The following is a 17,182-nucleotide window of genomic DNA, read 5'->3' on the forward strand; positions in this document are numbered from 1 at the left end:
ACCGGCTATCAATCATATGACTTAGCATCAAAAAGCCAGATACTTGTTATCTGGCTTTTTTGCGTTTGATAATTCTGTATTTATCCTTGTATGAGTTTTTTGGCTTGTCTATACTGAGTCACTTTTGCCCATTGTATCTCTCGGAGTACCCTGATGCCTAACGCCTCAAACTTAGCAATCGATAGCCTACCATTAGCGTTCGGTATCATCATGGCCATTATTGGCCTAGTTTTTTATACCCAAGGGCTGCCTGGCAAGTTTTGGCAGAGATTCTATGCCGTATTGCCTGGTATTGTGCTGTGCTGCTTTATACCTGCCACGCTTAACAGTTTGGGCGTGTTCGCCGACGGTATTGGCTCACAGATATATGGTTTTACTGCCACGTATCTACTGCCAGCAAGTTTGCTGCTGATGACTCTATCAATGGATGTGCCAAAAATACTAGGGCTGGGCTGGAAGGCGATCGCGATGTTCTTCGCTGCCAGTATCGCTATCATCATTAGTGGTCCGATCAGTTTAGGGATTGCCAAATGGGTATCGCCTGAAATGTTCACTGATGATACGCTATGGCGTGGGTTTTCTGCTGTAGCGGGTAGTTGGATCGGCGGGGCGGCTAACCAAGCAGCGATGAAAGAGCTGTTCGGGGTCAGTGATGATTTATTTGGCATGATGATTTTGGTCGATACCACCAATGCTTCACTGTGGCTACTGGCTATTTTGGTCATGGCAAAACACAGCGAAAAGATAGATCGTTTTCTACGCGCTGATACTAGGAGCATCGATAAAGTGGTCAAAGCGGTTGAGAGCTATGAGCGTGATCATGCCCGCCCAGCCACCATCAATGATTTGATGGTGATGTTTGGCTTATGTTTTGCCATGGTCGGGGTAGCGCACTTTGTCGGTGGCCAGATTGCTGATTTTTTTGCGCCATATCAATGGGCAGTGCAATATAGCTTTGCCAGCGCATTTTTTTGGATGGTGGTGATTATTACGGTAATAGGCGTCATTTTTTCGTTTACCAAGATTCGCAGACTCGATCATGTTGGTGCATCAAAAATCGGTACCGTATTTATCTTCGTGTTGATTGCCGCTATTGGTATGCAAATTAATCTAGCCGGTATCGTCTCGCAGTGGCGGTTACTGCTCATCGGTCTGTTATGGATGAGCATCCATGTCGTAATTATTTTTGCCGTCGCTAGAATCATTCGTGCGCCATTTTTCTTCTTAGCAGTCGGCTCTAATGCTAATACAGGCGGTGCATCCTCTGCGCCAATTGTCGCAACAGCGTTTCATCCATCACTGGCTCCAGTTGGCGTATTCTTAGGTATTTTAGGTTATGCAGTGGGCACGTTTGGTGGTTATATCAGCACGCAGCTAATGCGCTTGGTGGTGTCTTAAGATATTAGGGTGTATTTGACATACTTGAATGCGCTAAAGAGGTTCTTTTTATTCAGCAATGCACTACATTAAGTCAAATTGATGCCATAAAACAGTGCTTTTCTTAGCAAAAATGGCGTTTGGGAGATGGCATAAAACTTGCCGAGTTATAGATGTACTTATAATCTATTTAACTATTAAGGGTATCTTTTATGTTCAAAAATACAGTACTTTCCTTGGTTGTTCTTAGCGCACTTGGTACTTCAGCGTCTTACGCAGACAGCTTTATTATGCTTAAGCAAATGTCTAACAAACCTGTTCAGTTAAAAGAAGGCGACTACAAAGGGAACTATTACGTACCATCGACTTTAGATACCATTACATGGGGTTATTTGCCCAATAAAAATACTAAGCCCGTATTATCTGTGGCGTCTGGTAGTACTGTCACATTTGATACGGTGTCGCATGAAGGGTTGCTTGAAGATCAGGGGCGTGACGCTGAAAAGTTTTTCACCTCAAAAGGGGTTAACGCGGCATTCATTTTAGATGAAGCAAAAGCTATCACTAAATCTACATTGGATCACGATTTTGATAAAGATGGGCCTCATATTGTGACAGGTCCTATTGAAATAAAGGGCGCGAAACCTGGTGATGTATTAAAGGTCGAGGTGTTAAAGGTAGAGCCGCGTGTTCCTTACGGTGTCATCTCTAACCGTCATGGTAAGGGTGCTTTACCTGGAGAGTTTCCCAAAAAGACACCCCAAGCAGGTGCCTCTGCCGCCAACCCTGAACGCTATGGTAATGTTTCGGTATTCACACCCATAGAAAAAAATGCCTCAGGTGATTATGAAGGTGTCTTAGAGACTGCTTCTGGTCCATCTATTCGTTTTCCGCTTAGTCCGTTTATGGGCTTAATGGGTGTTGCAGCTAACACCTCAGAAAAGGTGCATTCAGTACCTCCTTCGCTTTATGGTGGTAATATAGATATTAATGAATTGGGTGCTGGCTCTACAGTTTATTACCCAGTGCAAGTAGATGGTGCTTTGTTTTATACAGGTGACAGTCATTTTGCACAAGGTGATGGTGAGGTGGCACTGACAGCATTAGAAGCATCTGCTCGTGCAACATTTAAATTCACATTGTTGAAAGCTGGAAAGGACCCTGTACCTGGCAAAAAAATTGAGCAGCCATTGGCAGAAAATGCTGATTTCTGGATCACTCCTGGCTTAGATGCAGATTTAGATGAGGCAATGAAGAAGTCTACTCGTGAAGCGATTCGTTTTTTGAACCAGGAGTATGGTATCGATGAGTCAACAGCTTATGCTTATTTGAGCGCCGCCACCGATTTTGAAGTGTCGCAAGTGGTTGATAAAACCAAAGGTGTTCATGCAAAAATTCGTAAGTCAGATTTCAAGGAATTTGGAAAAGACGTTAAGTAAGTACTTAAATGATGAGGTTGGTAGTGTCTTAATGTGCAAGCTGTCATTATCTTAATAGCACCTTAATAGTATTTTTTGCTAAACAAAACCCGCGTTGATGCGGGTTTTTTATTATTAATTATTGGGTGACTTGAGTTATCGTTTTGTCTATCTATGCTATTGATACGTAAGCCTAGCCATAGCCTTGCATTAGTACGTGTTAACCTTTCTGCTAATTGAATAAAGACAAATAGGCATGTTAGGAATAAACAGCGACTTAATAGGAACAGTAGCACTATGACAAACCCAAAAAAATTAGAAGAAAAAACAAGTATAACAAGCACAGTAAAGAACGCCCTTTATAATCCTGACCAAGAAAATATTCAGGTCAGAGGCGCGCGCGTACATAACTTAAAGAACGTTGATGTTGATTTACCCCGCAATGCTTTGGTGGTCTTTACCGGTATATCAGGCTCAGGGAAGTCGTCATTGGCATTTGGTACGTTGTTTGCCGAGTCACAACGCCGCTATCTTGATTCGGTATCCCCTTATGCAAGACGACTCATTGATCAGGTCGATGAGCCAGATGTCGATACCATAGAAGGGTTGCCACCAGCAGTCGCACTACAGCAGAAGCGGGGTACACCTTCAGTGCGCTCGTCGGTGGGTAGCGTAACAACGATATCCAATGGTCTGCGTATGCTGTACTCACGCGCAGGAGAGTATCCGGCAGATCAAGAAATTCTATACGCAGATGCATTCTCCCCCAATACGCCAGATGGTGCTTGCCCGACTTGTTCAGGTATTGGCCGCGTGTTTGAGGTCACTGAAGAGTTGCTAGTGCCAGATAACAGCAAGACCATCCGTGAGCGTGCGATTGCAGCATGGCCACCAGCGTGGCAAGGTCAAAACCTCAGCCGCATATTGACTACATTGGGCTATGATATCGATAAACCTTGGCACACACTGCCGAAAAAAACACGCGACTGGATTTTGTTTACGGATGATACGCCGACGGTACCTGTCTATCCTGAATACAACGTCGAACAAACACGCGATGCGATCGAAAAAGGCGAAAAGCCAAACTATATGGGTACTTTTACCAGTGCCAAAAAATTCATTTTGCACTCTTTTGCTACTACTCAAAGCCCGCGTACTAAAAAGCGTGTCTCGCAGTTTATGCAGATATCTGAGTGTCCAGAATGTCATGGTAAAAAACTAAAGAAAGAATCGCTATCGGTTAAGTTTGCAGGATTGGATATCGGTGAACTGTCACAGCTAACACTGACTGAAATGGCACAAAAATTAGAAGCAACCGCTCGTACCAAGGTAGCCGATGACACATTAAATCGCGAAAAAGCCATCGTTGCCCAACGTATCGCCAGTGATATTCTCTCTCGTGTTGAAGCGCTGACAAGGTTAGGTTTGGGCTATCTCTCGCTTGAGCGTACCACACCGACACTCTCTCCTGGTGAATTACAGCGGTTAAGATTAGCCACTCAAATTCGCTCGCAGCTGTTTGGCGTGGTATATGTCCTTGATGAACCATCGGCAGGTCTGCATCCCGCTGATACTCAAGCATTGCTAGGGGCGTTGGATGAGCTAATCGCGGCTGGTAACTCGGTGTTTGTCGTTGAGCATGACGTTAGTGTTATTAGACATGCTGATTGGGTAGTCGATGTTGGGCCAAAGGCGGGCACGCATGGTGGCGAGATTGTCTATAGTGGGCCTGTAGATGATCTTCGTGAGGTTACGCAGTCGCATACTGGCCAATATCTCTTTGCCAATGCTACGTCTAACGCACAGTCAAAATCTAGTACAAGGCAGCCAGCAGCCTGGCTCAAACTTGCCAACATTGAGCGAAATAACATCACAGGATTAGACGTTGAGTTTCCGCTTGGGGTGATGACAAGTGTCACAGGGGTATCAGGCTCGGGCAAATCAAGCCTCGTCAGCCAAGCGTTGGTAGAGCTTATCAATGAAGACTTAGGGCAAAAAACAGTCACAGAAGCGCCTGTCGGTGAGGCGGACTTACTTGAGCAGGAGCTTGAGTCGGTAACCAGCGGTGAAATCGTCGCTGGCATGGAACACGTCCGTCGCCTTATTAATATCAATCAAAAAGCGATTGGGCGTACACCACGATCTAATTTGGCAACCTATACTGGTTTGTTTGACTATGTACGCAAGCTGTTTGCAGCGACTAAGCAAGCAAAAGAAAAAGGCTTTGATGCTGGCAGGTTCTCGTTTAACACTACCAAAGGCCGCTGCCCAAATTGCGAAGGCTTAGGGTTTGTCAGTGTTGAGCTGTTGTTTTTGCCAAGCGTCTATGCGCCTTGTCAGGTTTGTCATGGTCAACGCTATGACGATGAAACACTGGCAATCACTTATCGAGACAAAAACATCGCTGAAGTCTTGAACTTGACAGTGGAAGCAGCATACGAATTTTTCGTCGATGAAGCACCTATTTTGCGTGCATTAGAGGCGTTACTACAAGTTGGACTTGGCTACTTACGTTTGGGTCAGCCTGCTACAGAGCTGTCAGGCGGCGAAGCGCAGCGTATTAAACTTGCCACCGAGCTGCAGCGTGTGCAACGAGGCGACACGCTATACATATTGGATGAACCAACCACAGGCTTGCATCCTGCTGATGTATCTATGCTTATGACGCAGTTAAATGGTCTAGTCGATGCTGGCAATACCGTCATCATGGTTGAGCATGACATGCAAGTGGCGAGCAACAGCGATTGGATCATTGATATTGGGCCAGGGGCAGGAGATGCGGGCGGAATGATTGTTGCCCAAGGTACGCCATATGACGTTTCTCAGTCAAAAGACAGCCGTACTGCACCATTTTTATTGGTGTAATGGCGCTATATTTATATCAGTGTCTTTACATCAGTAACATGTAATGATGTAAAAATGAGTATTAGAAATAGAATTTTTCTAATACTCATTTTTTATAAATATAAATAAATATCTATGCAGATGTCTCTTGCTGCACGTGCAAACGCTCAATTCTATCTAGATAACTATGTCCCAACTCTGGCTCTGCCGAGGCTATCCAAGCAGCATATCCTGACAGCGTATTTAAAGTCTCATCGGCGCGTAATGTGCCGCCTGACTCTAAGTTATGAACGGCTGCTCGTAACATGCGCTTGATTTGGCGTGATACCCTTGGCACACCGCTACCGTTAACGACCATGCCAGTAACATTATGCTGATTACCTGTACGAATCACACGTGTCTTGTCGTTATTCAGCGCAAACCCTTCTTCTCGTAAGATTTTATTCACTGATCCTAAGAGTTGACCAATCAATTGGTTGTGCTTAGTGTCTGAATCGCTCTTTGCAGAGGTGGATTTCTGACTGGATACTGGCAAACTAAACGTTAAATCATCGGCATAGCGGCTATAGCGCAAGCCAATTTTGTCAGCCAGTCCCGTTAAGCGTCGATCTAAATTTAAGCAGACGATATTGGATAGTGCAGGGCTAGTAGGTGCACCTTGTGGCAAAGCTCTATCACCTAACGCCACATAGTAGGTAACGCCATCTTGTTTGATGATTTGTCTGGGTGCTTCGGTGCACAATAGCGCCAGTAGCGTGGATATTTGTTCTTGATAACCGGCATGACGGAATACGCCTTTGACGCGGCGCCAACTGACACTAGGGAAAAAGTCTTTGACATCCAGCTTAATAAGCAGCTCACTGTTGCTATGTACAGCTGCATTGGTCACGATAGATTTGCCACGAACAAAACCATGTGCGGCATCATGCGTCGTTAAGTTGTTTAAGACTTGATTCAAAATCCAGCGCTGTACAAACTTTAAACGCGGTATGGGTGACCAAATTTGACGAGGCGTGCCATTGCGTTTGGCAATAGTAAAATGCGAGTAGGCCAGATTGGTTGCGACGTCCCTTTGATAGCAGAGTCCTTTCAACTGGGGCACGGTTAGGTTAACTGCGTCTGCCAGCTCAGTATGCTTGTTGAGTAGTGGCAATTTATTTTCAATAAGGCGATTGGACGCGTCTTTGATATCCCATTTATCAGCACTGGTGTCATCTGACCAGTAGACTTGGTGACCAAGATGGACAATATGGTGGGCTTTATAGGCTTGCCACGCTGATTTTTTAAGGATTCTTTCTTCTGCCGCCTCTTTTTTCAAGGCTTTTTTATAGCGATCCCGTTCTTTTGGGCTCATTTTATCGACAGGTTGGCGATCTACCATAAAGCCGTTTTTGACCAGCTGCTGCTGAACGTATTGATAACGTCCGCCTGCCAGCTCAATGTCCTGCCATAGTTGCTGCCACTGTCGCTCAAAGGGCGTGGCATTAGGCACAGGGGTTATATAATCATTCTGCTGCTCTGTCTGCGTCGTCATCCCTTACACCCCTTGGTTTTCGATAAAGCCTTTGGCTTCAAATCTGGCAATATGTTGTAAATAAGCCGCTTTGGCTTGAGCAGGTTGGTTAAACACGAAATGCTGATGTGTGCTGTCATCACCCGTGGTCTGCTCAATCGTTATTTTTTTATGTGCGATGGTCAGATAGATATAAGTGATACAGGTCTCGTCTGTTGTGGCAATCGCTTTGTCTTTGATACTGTCTGTCTTATTATCTAATGATGGTTTTGATAGCTGTGACAACGCAGATAAATCCATCACCAAATCTGAAGATGCTGTGATCGCCTCGTTTTTATACTGAGTGGCAGCTTTAGTGGAATGGCGAATAGAGTGACGAATAGGGTGACGAACAGGCACACGCTGACTCAATATGCGGGTGTCATGCCAGCTGTCATTGCCCGTGTTATTTGGGTCGTATTGATTATATCTAAGTCGTAGCGCAATAAGATGCGCGCACACACCATGAGTGAGACGATGTTGCAAGTACTGCGGACAGCTGCATTCCGCCTTAGTGACTAGCCCTTCATCGCCTAATTGCAGCTGGCTGTGATAAGTACGTCTGTCTTCTTCGACATGAATATCTGCACGAATAGTAATACCTTTGACGGCAACAGTCTCGACAGAGAACTTCTGCACGGCATCCGCACGGCCAATCAAATCAAAGGCCTGTTTTTCTGCCTCATTATGGTAAGCAAACTGCGCCATATCAAGCGGTGTCTGCGTCAATGGACGATAATAATAGCTCCCTTGCGCAATATCATAACGAATCAAGCCTTGCTGCGTTCCTGCTAGTAGCCACTGTCGCACTTGTGCTTGCGTGATAGGTGCTGTTTTTAATTCTGATTCTTGCGTTGTTAGCTGCTGGGTTAATGCATCTACCGTACTTGGGCGGCGAGTAAGGCTATCAACTACCTTTACTAACCCACTATCAGTACTGTCTGCTACTTGCTTGCTTACTTGTTCACGTGCTTGCTTATTATCCGCGCTGAGTGTGTTTTGCTGTGGGCGCTTGGGTAGTAACAAGTCAAAGTTTAACGACTGTGACCAATTGGCTTGGCTAAAGCCTGTCATGGCAAAGGTGAAATGAAAGCCTTTGCCTTTTAGTGTCCAATAGCTTGGCATGCCTTGACCCAATAGAGATACCGAAACGCTGTCAGTATGTGGCAACAGGCGTTTTAATAGGCTGAGACGACGGCGACCCCATAAGCGAATCAGCTTCGCTTGTTGACCTTGATAGGGCTTTTGCTGTTGGCTAACTTGGCTGGTGACAGTAATGTCAAAAGGTTCTAATATAATCACTGGCAGCTGCTGAGGTCTAAGCTCAATTAATAGTCCACGGCGTTTGCCTTTGATATCAGCATGCATGCGCAGCTCAAACAGCACGTTGTACAGTGCGATAGGATCAAGATGGATGGTATCTTGTGGTAATTGACCTGCGGATTGAACTTGTAGCAATGCTCTGACCCAGCTTTTGGGCACATTGATGCGCTTTTCTATGATCTGTTTTTTTACGGTGGGCGTGGCCACTGTACTATCAGTATCTGCTTCAGCGGTCTCTGGCATGGTTTCGAGTAATTGTAAGCCGACCGCTTCATGACCAATGTCTAATATCGTTTGTTGATGATCGCGAATTTTCTCAATACCGTTAAACAAAGCCGCACTGTAATCAATACTAGTGGTGCCAAGGGTAGCTTCGGCACTTTGCCCAAAAATCTCATTGGTCAAGGTCAATTGAGCATAGCAGCCTTCATCACGACTAAATACCTCAAAGCTAACACCTTGCTCATGCACCTGAATAATCGGGTCCAAAATACAAAAAGCCAGTGGGTCATTGTCGAACAACCACGTGAAATAATCACGCTGCGCAGTAAATAGGTTTTTATTGCTGCTGGCACGGCGCATCTGCATAAATACCGTGTACGCTGAGCGGTCTTTTGGCACATAACGATAATCACTACTCACCACATCAAACAGCGCTAGCAAACTGTCACGAAAGACAAGGGGAGACTTTACCTTACCGTGGAAGTTAACCTCCGATCGATTCAGCTGAGCAAATAGTGCCACATGCTGAGTGTGTTCGGTCGTTTGCGCCTCCGACAGTGAGTCTGACGATTCGTTAACTTGACTGATTTGGCTAGGTGCGGCGTAGTCCAACTGCATCATCAGGCCATCAGTGTTTGCTACTACGTCTGACTCTGTTTCTGATGCTCGGTCTAATTGATTATCTATAGTCATTGACTGTCTCCTTCACCCTGATTGCTTTTTTGACTGCTGTCCTGACTATTTTGTGCTGCGATGGTCGAGCTAGGTTGCGCCTCCATATTGCCAGATGATAATGGACGCTTTTGCTGTGCTCGTATCATGGCACGTTGCCAGCGGCGTAGTACTTTATAAGCAAGCTTCTGAATGTCTGAGTTTTCATGTGCCATGAGCGTCGTCAGCCATTGTTCAATATTTGGATCATGTAGCTGCCCAAGCGCTTCGATAGCACGGATGCGAACCGTCAGCTCCATGTTGTCATTACTCGCACAATGATAGAGTGCGTCAGCGTCTTTGGCTCTGATCCACTGTAGCAGCTGTTGATTGATTGGTATCTCGGTAGACGAGCCCTTATGTTTTAGCGCATTCTTTACTATAGTTAGTATGGATTTTTGGGTAGATGTACCGCTTTGTTCAATACGAGCAATCACAGTTCCTAGCAAGGCTTGGTTGTCATAAGTGAGCGGCGATTGAACCGTAGTTGATACGCTGCTCAATGTTGGCACTATATTTGATAACACCTTATCGTCAGCGACTGGTCTGGCCAGTAGTCCTAACAGCGCTTGCTGCCACCAACCGCTAACAGTCGTAGAGAGCAGTGGAATAGAGGTGATGGTCAATGGTTGACGCGCATCATTGAGCCAATCAAGCATTGCCACGATCTGCTTAGTAGCCGCTTTATCGACAGAACCTTTAGCAGTTGTAATGGCCACATGACGCATGATTAGCCAAACCAACTGTTTGATGGTGCTACCTACTTGTTCAACCATCTCGATCCACTGGTTGTTGCTGATAGTAGTCGGACTGCGGTTGATGGTATCGATCAGCGTGTGCCATTGCTCGCTAGCTGTATCAAAACGCTGCTGTAATGTCGCAACCATTTCTTTGTCTAAATAGTTAGTTGGATACTGGGTCAGATAACACAGTCCAATATGCTGTGTCAGTGTGTTGTTACTGGTAATCAACGCGGTAAGCTGTGATGTTGGCATATCTTGCTTGGCCATAATGGCATTTTGCAGTGCTATCAAGATGTCGGATGGTAAGTGCGCGCCATGCTGGGTGATAAATGCTGCCAGATCATCGATGCTGCTATTATCAATGATACGCTTTAGACTCAAATGCTCAGTCTCTTCTATAAAGTCATCATTATGGCTTTGGATGGCTGCCCAGTCATAAGGATAAACCTGCATCGCAAGACTGCCCCAAGTTTTCTGCGCCGCAGTATAAGCCACCATAAGCACAACATGGTCTAAATTATTTTGCTTTAAAATATCTAATATTAATGCTTTATTGGCATCGTTATTATTCATCTGCAGTAGCCATACCGCATGCCTTTGTGGACGGAAAAATATGGCTTTATCAAGATGAGTGCGTATATAGCTGCGGATTTGTTCCCAAGCAGGCATTGTATTCAACCAGCGCAGTCCATTTAACCAATGAATAATAGCTGGGTTGGTTGTTGTCAATACGGGGTCCGACAAATGCGATTTTAGTAGCTCAAAGATATGCGTGCTGTGTTCAAAGTCACCACCTTGTGCAAGGCGACCTAAGGCTTCGCTAGCCACGTCTTGCAGGTAGTGCTCATCATCTTCGGCCAGTTTGATTAACTTATCATAGGCTTTGTATAAGGTATGAACCTGTAAGTTTTTATCAGCATTGTCCGCAGGCGAGCTATCATTAGGCGAGTGAGTATTTTGACTTTGGTTGTTACTGCCTAGCAACTCGCCAATGGCTAATACACTGCAGCTGCGGAATTCAGCATCAGGGTTATAATCTATCGTTGCCATCAAGATATTGACCCCATCAGCATGACCACATTTAGCGAGTCCTTCAGCCGCGGCAAATTGCACATCGGCGTCTTTATTACGCAGGGCATTTTGTAATGAGGCAATGCTGCTATGTCGTCTTTTGGCACGATAGGCCAGTGTCTCGACCAATTTAAAAGTATATTTAGCTGGCATCTGCTCATAGGCTCGCGCTAAAGCGCTATCAATGCGCGAGGATAAATCGCTGTCGTCTGATTGTACCCATGCAAGTGACGGTAATAGCTGCGCGGCAAGCGCATAATCACTATGACTCATAAGCGTAGTAAACAGTGACAACAAGACTTGCGAGTCTCTAGGGTGCTGACGTTGTAACCAGCGGGTGTCTTCACGCTCGTCCAAATAATCATCGATGTTTTGATCGTAACCACTGATTTTTACTAAGGTATCAAATAAATATTTACGCTCTTCTTTATTTTTTTGCGGGGTGTGCTCAAACAGACTTTCTAAACGCTGTAGTAATGGCGCCACGAGATTCGTGTTACGTAGGTCAGCGATATCACTATAAATAAACTGCTTAGGTTTGTTGATATGTGGATCATCAAGTAAGGCTAATAATCGTAAGTGCGCTTCATTAGCAACTTGTTCAGCAGTAGCAATATCAAAGCTACTCTCTAAACCACTTTCAAAGCGACCCTCTAAAGTGCTGTTATTGATGAATTGGTACGACGTGAGTGCCTCAACGAGTAAGTTCCAGCTACGGTATTTCTCATTACTGGACTGAGCGTCTTCAGCAAAATCAAACAAGTTATCAAATAGCGTGCTGTCCGCAAAGAGTACGTCATGAAACTCGACCAGTTGACTCAGTGCTTGATATTTTGCATTCCAATCATCACTCTTGATGGCATGCAGCAAAAACGTCAGTTTGTCTTGGCGCTGCACTGACGGCGATTGACTGTTTGCACAGGGCGTGACAATGACTTGTTTCCATTCAGCAACGATCTGAGGCAGTAACGACTGACAATAGGTATGTAGCCCAAGTAAGCTGGCTGGCAGATGGCCTAGTCGACCTTTTAGCAGCTGATAGGTCTCTTCTGCTAAGGTGTGATTATTGGTTTTTAACAAATCAATGAGTTGTTGATCAGCGCTACTACTGACAGTCGCTGTATCCGATGGTTTGCTTTGCTGCTGTACGGCATTGTTATTTGCGGTATCTAGCAATAGATCCAAGCCGCGTTTGACCATATCACGGTAGGGCGTGCTCATGGCATAGTCAGCCAGCTTTTTGGCAGGCATGTCCAGCTTATACAAGCATGCCCAAGCCAACTCACGAGTGTCAAAACTACTGTGGTTGAGTAGTGGCAACAACACGCGACTGGTACTGTCTCGCCAGTCCTCATCGTTATTAGTGTTGTTATTAGTGTTAAGCTGCGATGATTGAGTAGCAAGCCACATTAGCCCTCGAATGGCTTGGTCTGTGGTTCTGCTATTAGCATAATAATCATCGTCTGCGCGTATAACGCCAATCCAAGCGCCAAAAGCAAGGGACTGGTATGGATAATGCACCTCAGAGCTGTCTTGTTTGTCAGTAGGAGAGCTACCGACTGTTTGCGCACTGCCTACTACCTCAACGATGGCTGTAACGGGGTGAGCACTTAACAATGCCTGCAAACTGCGTTGCCATTTTTGTAATGTCTCAAAAACATCGTCCTCATCATCATAGTAGTCATGGGCGAGTAATTCAGATAAGTTACAAATGACACTAATGGTTTGCGCGCGTACCAATGGCTGCTGATGTCGACTAAGGTTCGCGAGCTGTTGTAAGTTTTCAGTACTGACGGTTGTCAGAATACTTGCTCGGATAGAGACCGTATTATGCGACTGTCTTTTAATACCACCTTTATCTACCGTGTTTGGTATGGCATCCATCATCATCGTGATGACTTCAGAGTGAGAAGATAAAACACTGCCTAATTGACGTGACAAGTAATCACTTAGGTACTGCCACGTTGACGATAGTGCTTGCTGGTTATTAGGATGTTGTACGTCATTTGGGTAACGAGCGAGTATGTTGGCGTAGACTACTGCCGTGTCATTATCCGCAAAGCTTAATGCTCCTATCAGTCGATTGGGCCTGACAGTGCCGGTAACGTTCGTTTCAGGAGCTTGCCTGCCAACTTGCAAGCCATTCTGTAAATCATTAAATATCAATAATAGTCTGGCTGCTACGGCATAGGACTCTGACTCAAACAAAGGCTGTAGTTGACGTGCATGTGTAATACCTAAACCGTGCTGCGCTTGAAGCCAATGCGTAGGCGTCATCGGTGCAACAAGCGTACTAAGGTTGTCTGTTTCGTCTCTTATGTCATGAGTAAGGAAGTACTGCCCGCGAGCATCACCTAAAATAGCCAAACATAAACTGGCTGATTGACTAATAATGGCTTTCTCATATTTTTGCCATTTCACCAGTAGATCAATGTCCTCAAAAGAAACTATCTGCGTAATCTTTGGTGCAAGAGGTTTAAAATCAGCATCAGGGTGGTGTAGATATTTAGCATACCAACCTAGTGCATCATGCTTTGATGGGTATGCCAGTTTAGACAAACCAAACAGTGCTTGGCTTACATGATTGTGCCACTGGGTATAGATGTCACTTTTCTTGCCTTGAGAGGGCATAGGCAACTCTAAGTAGTGCTTAAAGACTTGATACGCTTGTTCATCACTCCGCTGTGCCTGTTCTTCGTCAGCATATAGGCGTGATTGGCTGGCCAGTAGTTGAGCGACTGTTAGCTGGATGTCAGGATAAGGGCTGTTGAGGGCCGCGGTAATCAATGCTTCGTGATGATTCGGTTGATCATCGGTACTACTATCATCTAGGCTACTGTGATCCGCTAAAATAGTAGGCTGTAAGTCTGTCAGCGCCAAAGCGACCGTCAAAGCTTGTTTACGTAGCTCAATACTGTCATCAGCGAACATGGCCACGAGAGCTGGCATCAGTTGTGTCAGCTGAGTCGTATTCGCTCTGGCTTGCACTGTCGTAAGGGCCAGTTGCTTGGTATCAGCATAAGGGCTGGCAAGTGCATTTAACATGACGTCAGCAAACCCTAAATGCTTGCTTTGCTTAAGTGCGATGTCAAAGGCTTGCTTACGGATAGCGGCAAACGTATCTGCAAAAAACAAGGTTAAGACAGCTTGATTTGTCTTTTGACTATCAGTTTCTTCAACTTTATTTGTTTTATGCTTCGATGTCATCGCTAGCAAAAGTCGTTGCCATTCTTCTATCGCAACTTGATGCACATCTTCAAAGAGGCTTTGCTGCAATAATTCGATGATGTCAACGATAGCACTGTCAGAAGTGTTTTTAGAAACATTGTCAGATGACTGCTTAAATTGGCGGTTTAATAGAACTTTAACCACTTCTAACCGAATGCTGGTAAAAGGGTTGTTCAATGCCTGTAGCAGTATGTCTGTCATCTCTGACGACATCTGAGCGCTTTTATCACTGCTATCACCACTATTTGAGCTATCTGGTGCGACATGCTTTAAAAACAGCGCTAAAGATTGTTCGTGAATATCTTGATGTTTAGAAGCAAAACCTGTCGCTGCCCAAGACAATGCATTGTCTGCCAACTTACCATAGGCTTGCATGGCCACTTGGCGCACGCCAGCGTCCTTATCATCTAGTAATGTCGGTAGGACTGCTTTGGCGTCTTCTATATTTAAATGACCAAGCGCGGTGGCGACACCAGCACGGATGATGGCGCTGTCATCATGGCTCATTAGGCTAATCAGGGTGCCAAACGCTCGTTTGTCTTGTAGACAGGCCAGTGCATAAGCCGCTCGGAAACTGATATCTTCATGACTATTGCTTAAACTTTGTAATAAAGGCTCTAACGTGTCATTGCTTAGATTTATAGATTCAGTAGCAGACTTCTTGGATTTGGCCGTTTTAGCCTTACTTTTAGACTTAGATGTTTGGGTACTATCTGCTTGCGAGATAAAATCTTGCGTAGATAAGGTTAAACGTATCGCCTCATCGGATTGTTTAACATTATTATCATTTACCGCTGTGCTGCTAGCATTATCTAGTAGCGTGCCGCGCAGTAAGCGAAAGTCATCAAAATCAGTTAGGGTACGTAATGTTTGCGTGTCGCCTTGCTGTTTTAACGCCTCTATCAACTTGGGTTGAGACAATAATGAGACGTAAAACGCCGTTTGCCTAATCTCTGTATTACGATGATTCTGTAGCAGCATCAACTGACGCGAGACTTCAAGATGGTTTAGCATACCGCGCTGATACAGACGAATTAACCCTGATTGGACAATGTCTGACTGATTGCAGTCTAATGCCATCAAATCTGCTTGAGGACTGTTGTCAGGCAATAGTGTCTCAAGCGAGGCCAATGCTTGCTTGCGAATATTCGCAAAACTGTGTGACAAAGCGTCTCTTAAAACAGGTAAGATGCGGCGCTGGCTCGTAGCATCCTTCATCGCGACCTTTAGGTAACCTTGTAACGCAGAAGCCACCACTTCCTCGTAGTAACGGTTTTTAAAGGCTTCTTCTAGATAATGCAGTGGGCGCTTCGCCGTACTTGCGCGGTCGGCCAAGGCATGAAAAGCAGCAAGACGTACTTTTGCACTGTGAGCCGAGCTTAGTTGCTGCTCTAAAATCTTTGCAGTTTTATCCAGTTTTGTTGTCGCAATCCACTCTACCAGTTGCAATGCTTGATTGGCCGTGAGTGTGTCGCTATCAGCAAGTAATTTTTTAACCAGCTCTAACGTTTGGTTATCTGCTTGTGCCTGTAGCAGCGCTAGGCCTTCTTTAAACGACACATCGTTATTGTTTGAGGCATCTGTCAGTAACTGGCTGATTCTCTGATAGCCGTCTTTGATGATATAAGTAACTGGCAGCAGCTTACTATTTTGCGAGGTGCTACTCTGTGACGCACTTTGAGTATGGTCAATAGGTATGAAACGTAGGCTCTGATCAGCACTGACGACGATGAGCGTTGGTTGTTCAGCGTAAGAAGATAAGACGATCTGTCGACCTTTGGTTAGATCCTCTTTACAGCTATTTGGTTGACCCTTATCAAATGCCCATGATTTGACGCTCTTGTCATCGGCGGCAGTGAAGAGCCGAGTGTCTGAGACACAAAGCGCCGTGATCATTTCGCTGTGTTGGCTAGACTTGGCTCTATCGACAGGGTGTAGATCGCCTTGGACATGTGTACGGTATAAGCACTTATCTACACCTGCGGAAAAAAAATACTGCCCGACTGGCTCAAAACAAAGCGCGTTTACTTTACCTTGGTGGAGCTGTTTGCGGCTACTTAGATTAAGCTGGGCTTCATCTGAGGTCCATTGATAGCTACTAACATCTCCCGTTTTATCTGCTATGACTAACCACGAGCTATCACTTGAGGTTGCTAGCGCTGTCAATGCGGATTCTTTACTTGATGCTGCTATAGAAGACGAATAAGGCTCAATGATGACAGTACTGCTGGCTTGACTGTCCTGATAAGGCCATACTACGATATGTTTCGGATATAAGATAGCCAGTGCATCTTGTAGTGGTGCCATTGCTATGGCACGGCCTATAGCACTGTTATTATTTTCAGGTGCGTCAAGCAAGGATGTAGCACTGGTCTTCTTAACTTTCTTTGCTTGCCAATCCGTTTGGTAAAGATGACCATCGTCACCAATCATTACCACCGTACTGTCATCTATTTTAGTGATGGCTTGCATCGCACAAGGCAGTGCAGTTGTCGATAAGCTAAATTGCTCACCTTGTTGATCGAGGACGTATAAGACCGTCGCAGATGCTTGCTGCTGGCGAGTAATAAAAAGACTGCGCCCATCTTGCTTGCTTGTTTTTTGAATTGCCGCTTGAGTACTGTTGGCCTTACTGACTAAGCCAATAATTTGACCCCAATAGGGGAGTGTTATTGTTTTCATGGTGTTATCTC

The 17,182-nt window shown here is 45.2% G+C and carries 6 protein-coding genes; 3 read left to right on the plus strand and 3 right to left on the minus strand.

The window, feature by feature from the left end; all coding sequences use genetic code 11:
- Positions 1-153: 153 nt before the first annotated feature.
- From IP510_RS08575 to uvrA, 3 genes are all read left to right on the plus strand, one after another.
- The gene (locus IP510_RS08575; RefSeq protein WP_194364367.1) at positions 154-1,398 is read left to right on the plus strand and encodes a DUF819 domain-containing protein; all 1,245 of its coding nucleotides are present in this window, start codon (positions 154-156) and stop codon (positions 1,396-1,398) included.
- A 191-nt stretch (positions 1,399-1,589) separates the two neighbouring features.
- Positions 1,590-2,816, plus strand: coding sequence for an acetamidase/formamidase family protein (locus IP510_RS08580; RefSeq protein WP_194364368.1), 1,227 nt, complete (start codon positions 1,590-1,592; stop codon positions 2,814-2,816).
- 276 nt (positions 2,817-3,092) lie between these two features.
- Positions 3,093-5,660 carry an excinuclease ABC subunit UvrA gene (gene uvrA, locus IP510_RS08585; RefSeq protein ID WP_194364369.1) on the plus strand — a complete coding sequence of 856 codons (2,568 nt, stop codon included), beginning with the start codon at positions 3,093-3,095 and terminating at the stop codon, positions 5,658-5,660.
- Between the two features lie 112 nt (positions 5,661-5,772).
- Here the strand turns inward: uvrA and IP510_RS08590 are convergent, their stop codons facing one another.
- The 3 genes from IP510_RS08590 to IP510_RS08600 are packed head-to-tail and all read right to left on the minus strand — an operon-like array spanning position 5,773 to position 17,171.
- Complete coding sequence (locus IP510_RS08590) at positions 5,773-7,173, minus strand: reverse transcriptase family protein (RefSeq protein ID WP_194364370.1); 1,401 nt, start codon at positions 7,171-7,173, stop codon at positions 5,773-5,775.
- A 3-nt stretch (positions 7,174-7,176) separates the two neighbouring features.
- A complete protein-coding gene (locus tag IP510_RS08595; RefSeq protein WP_194364371.1) occupies positions 7,177-9,429 on the minus strand; it encodes a hypothetical protein in 2,253 nt (750 codons plus the stop codon).
- Complete coding sequence (locus tag IP510_RS08600; protein ID WP_194364372.1) at positions 9,426-17,171, minus strand: HEAT repeat domain-containing protein; 7,746 nt, start codon at positions 17,169-17,171, stop codon at positions 9,426-9,428. Before IP510_RS08600 ends, IP510_RS08595 begins: the two co-directional genes overlap by 4 nt.
- Between the last annotated feature and the right edge of the window lie 11 nt (positions 17,172-17,182).

Origin of the sequence: Psychrobacter sp. NG254, from assembly GCF_015277735.1 — a bacterium.
In the GTDB taxonomy this organism is placed as follows: domain Bacteria; phylum Pseudomonadota; class Gammaproteobacteria; order Pseudomonadales; family Moraxellaceae; genus Psychrobacter.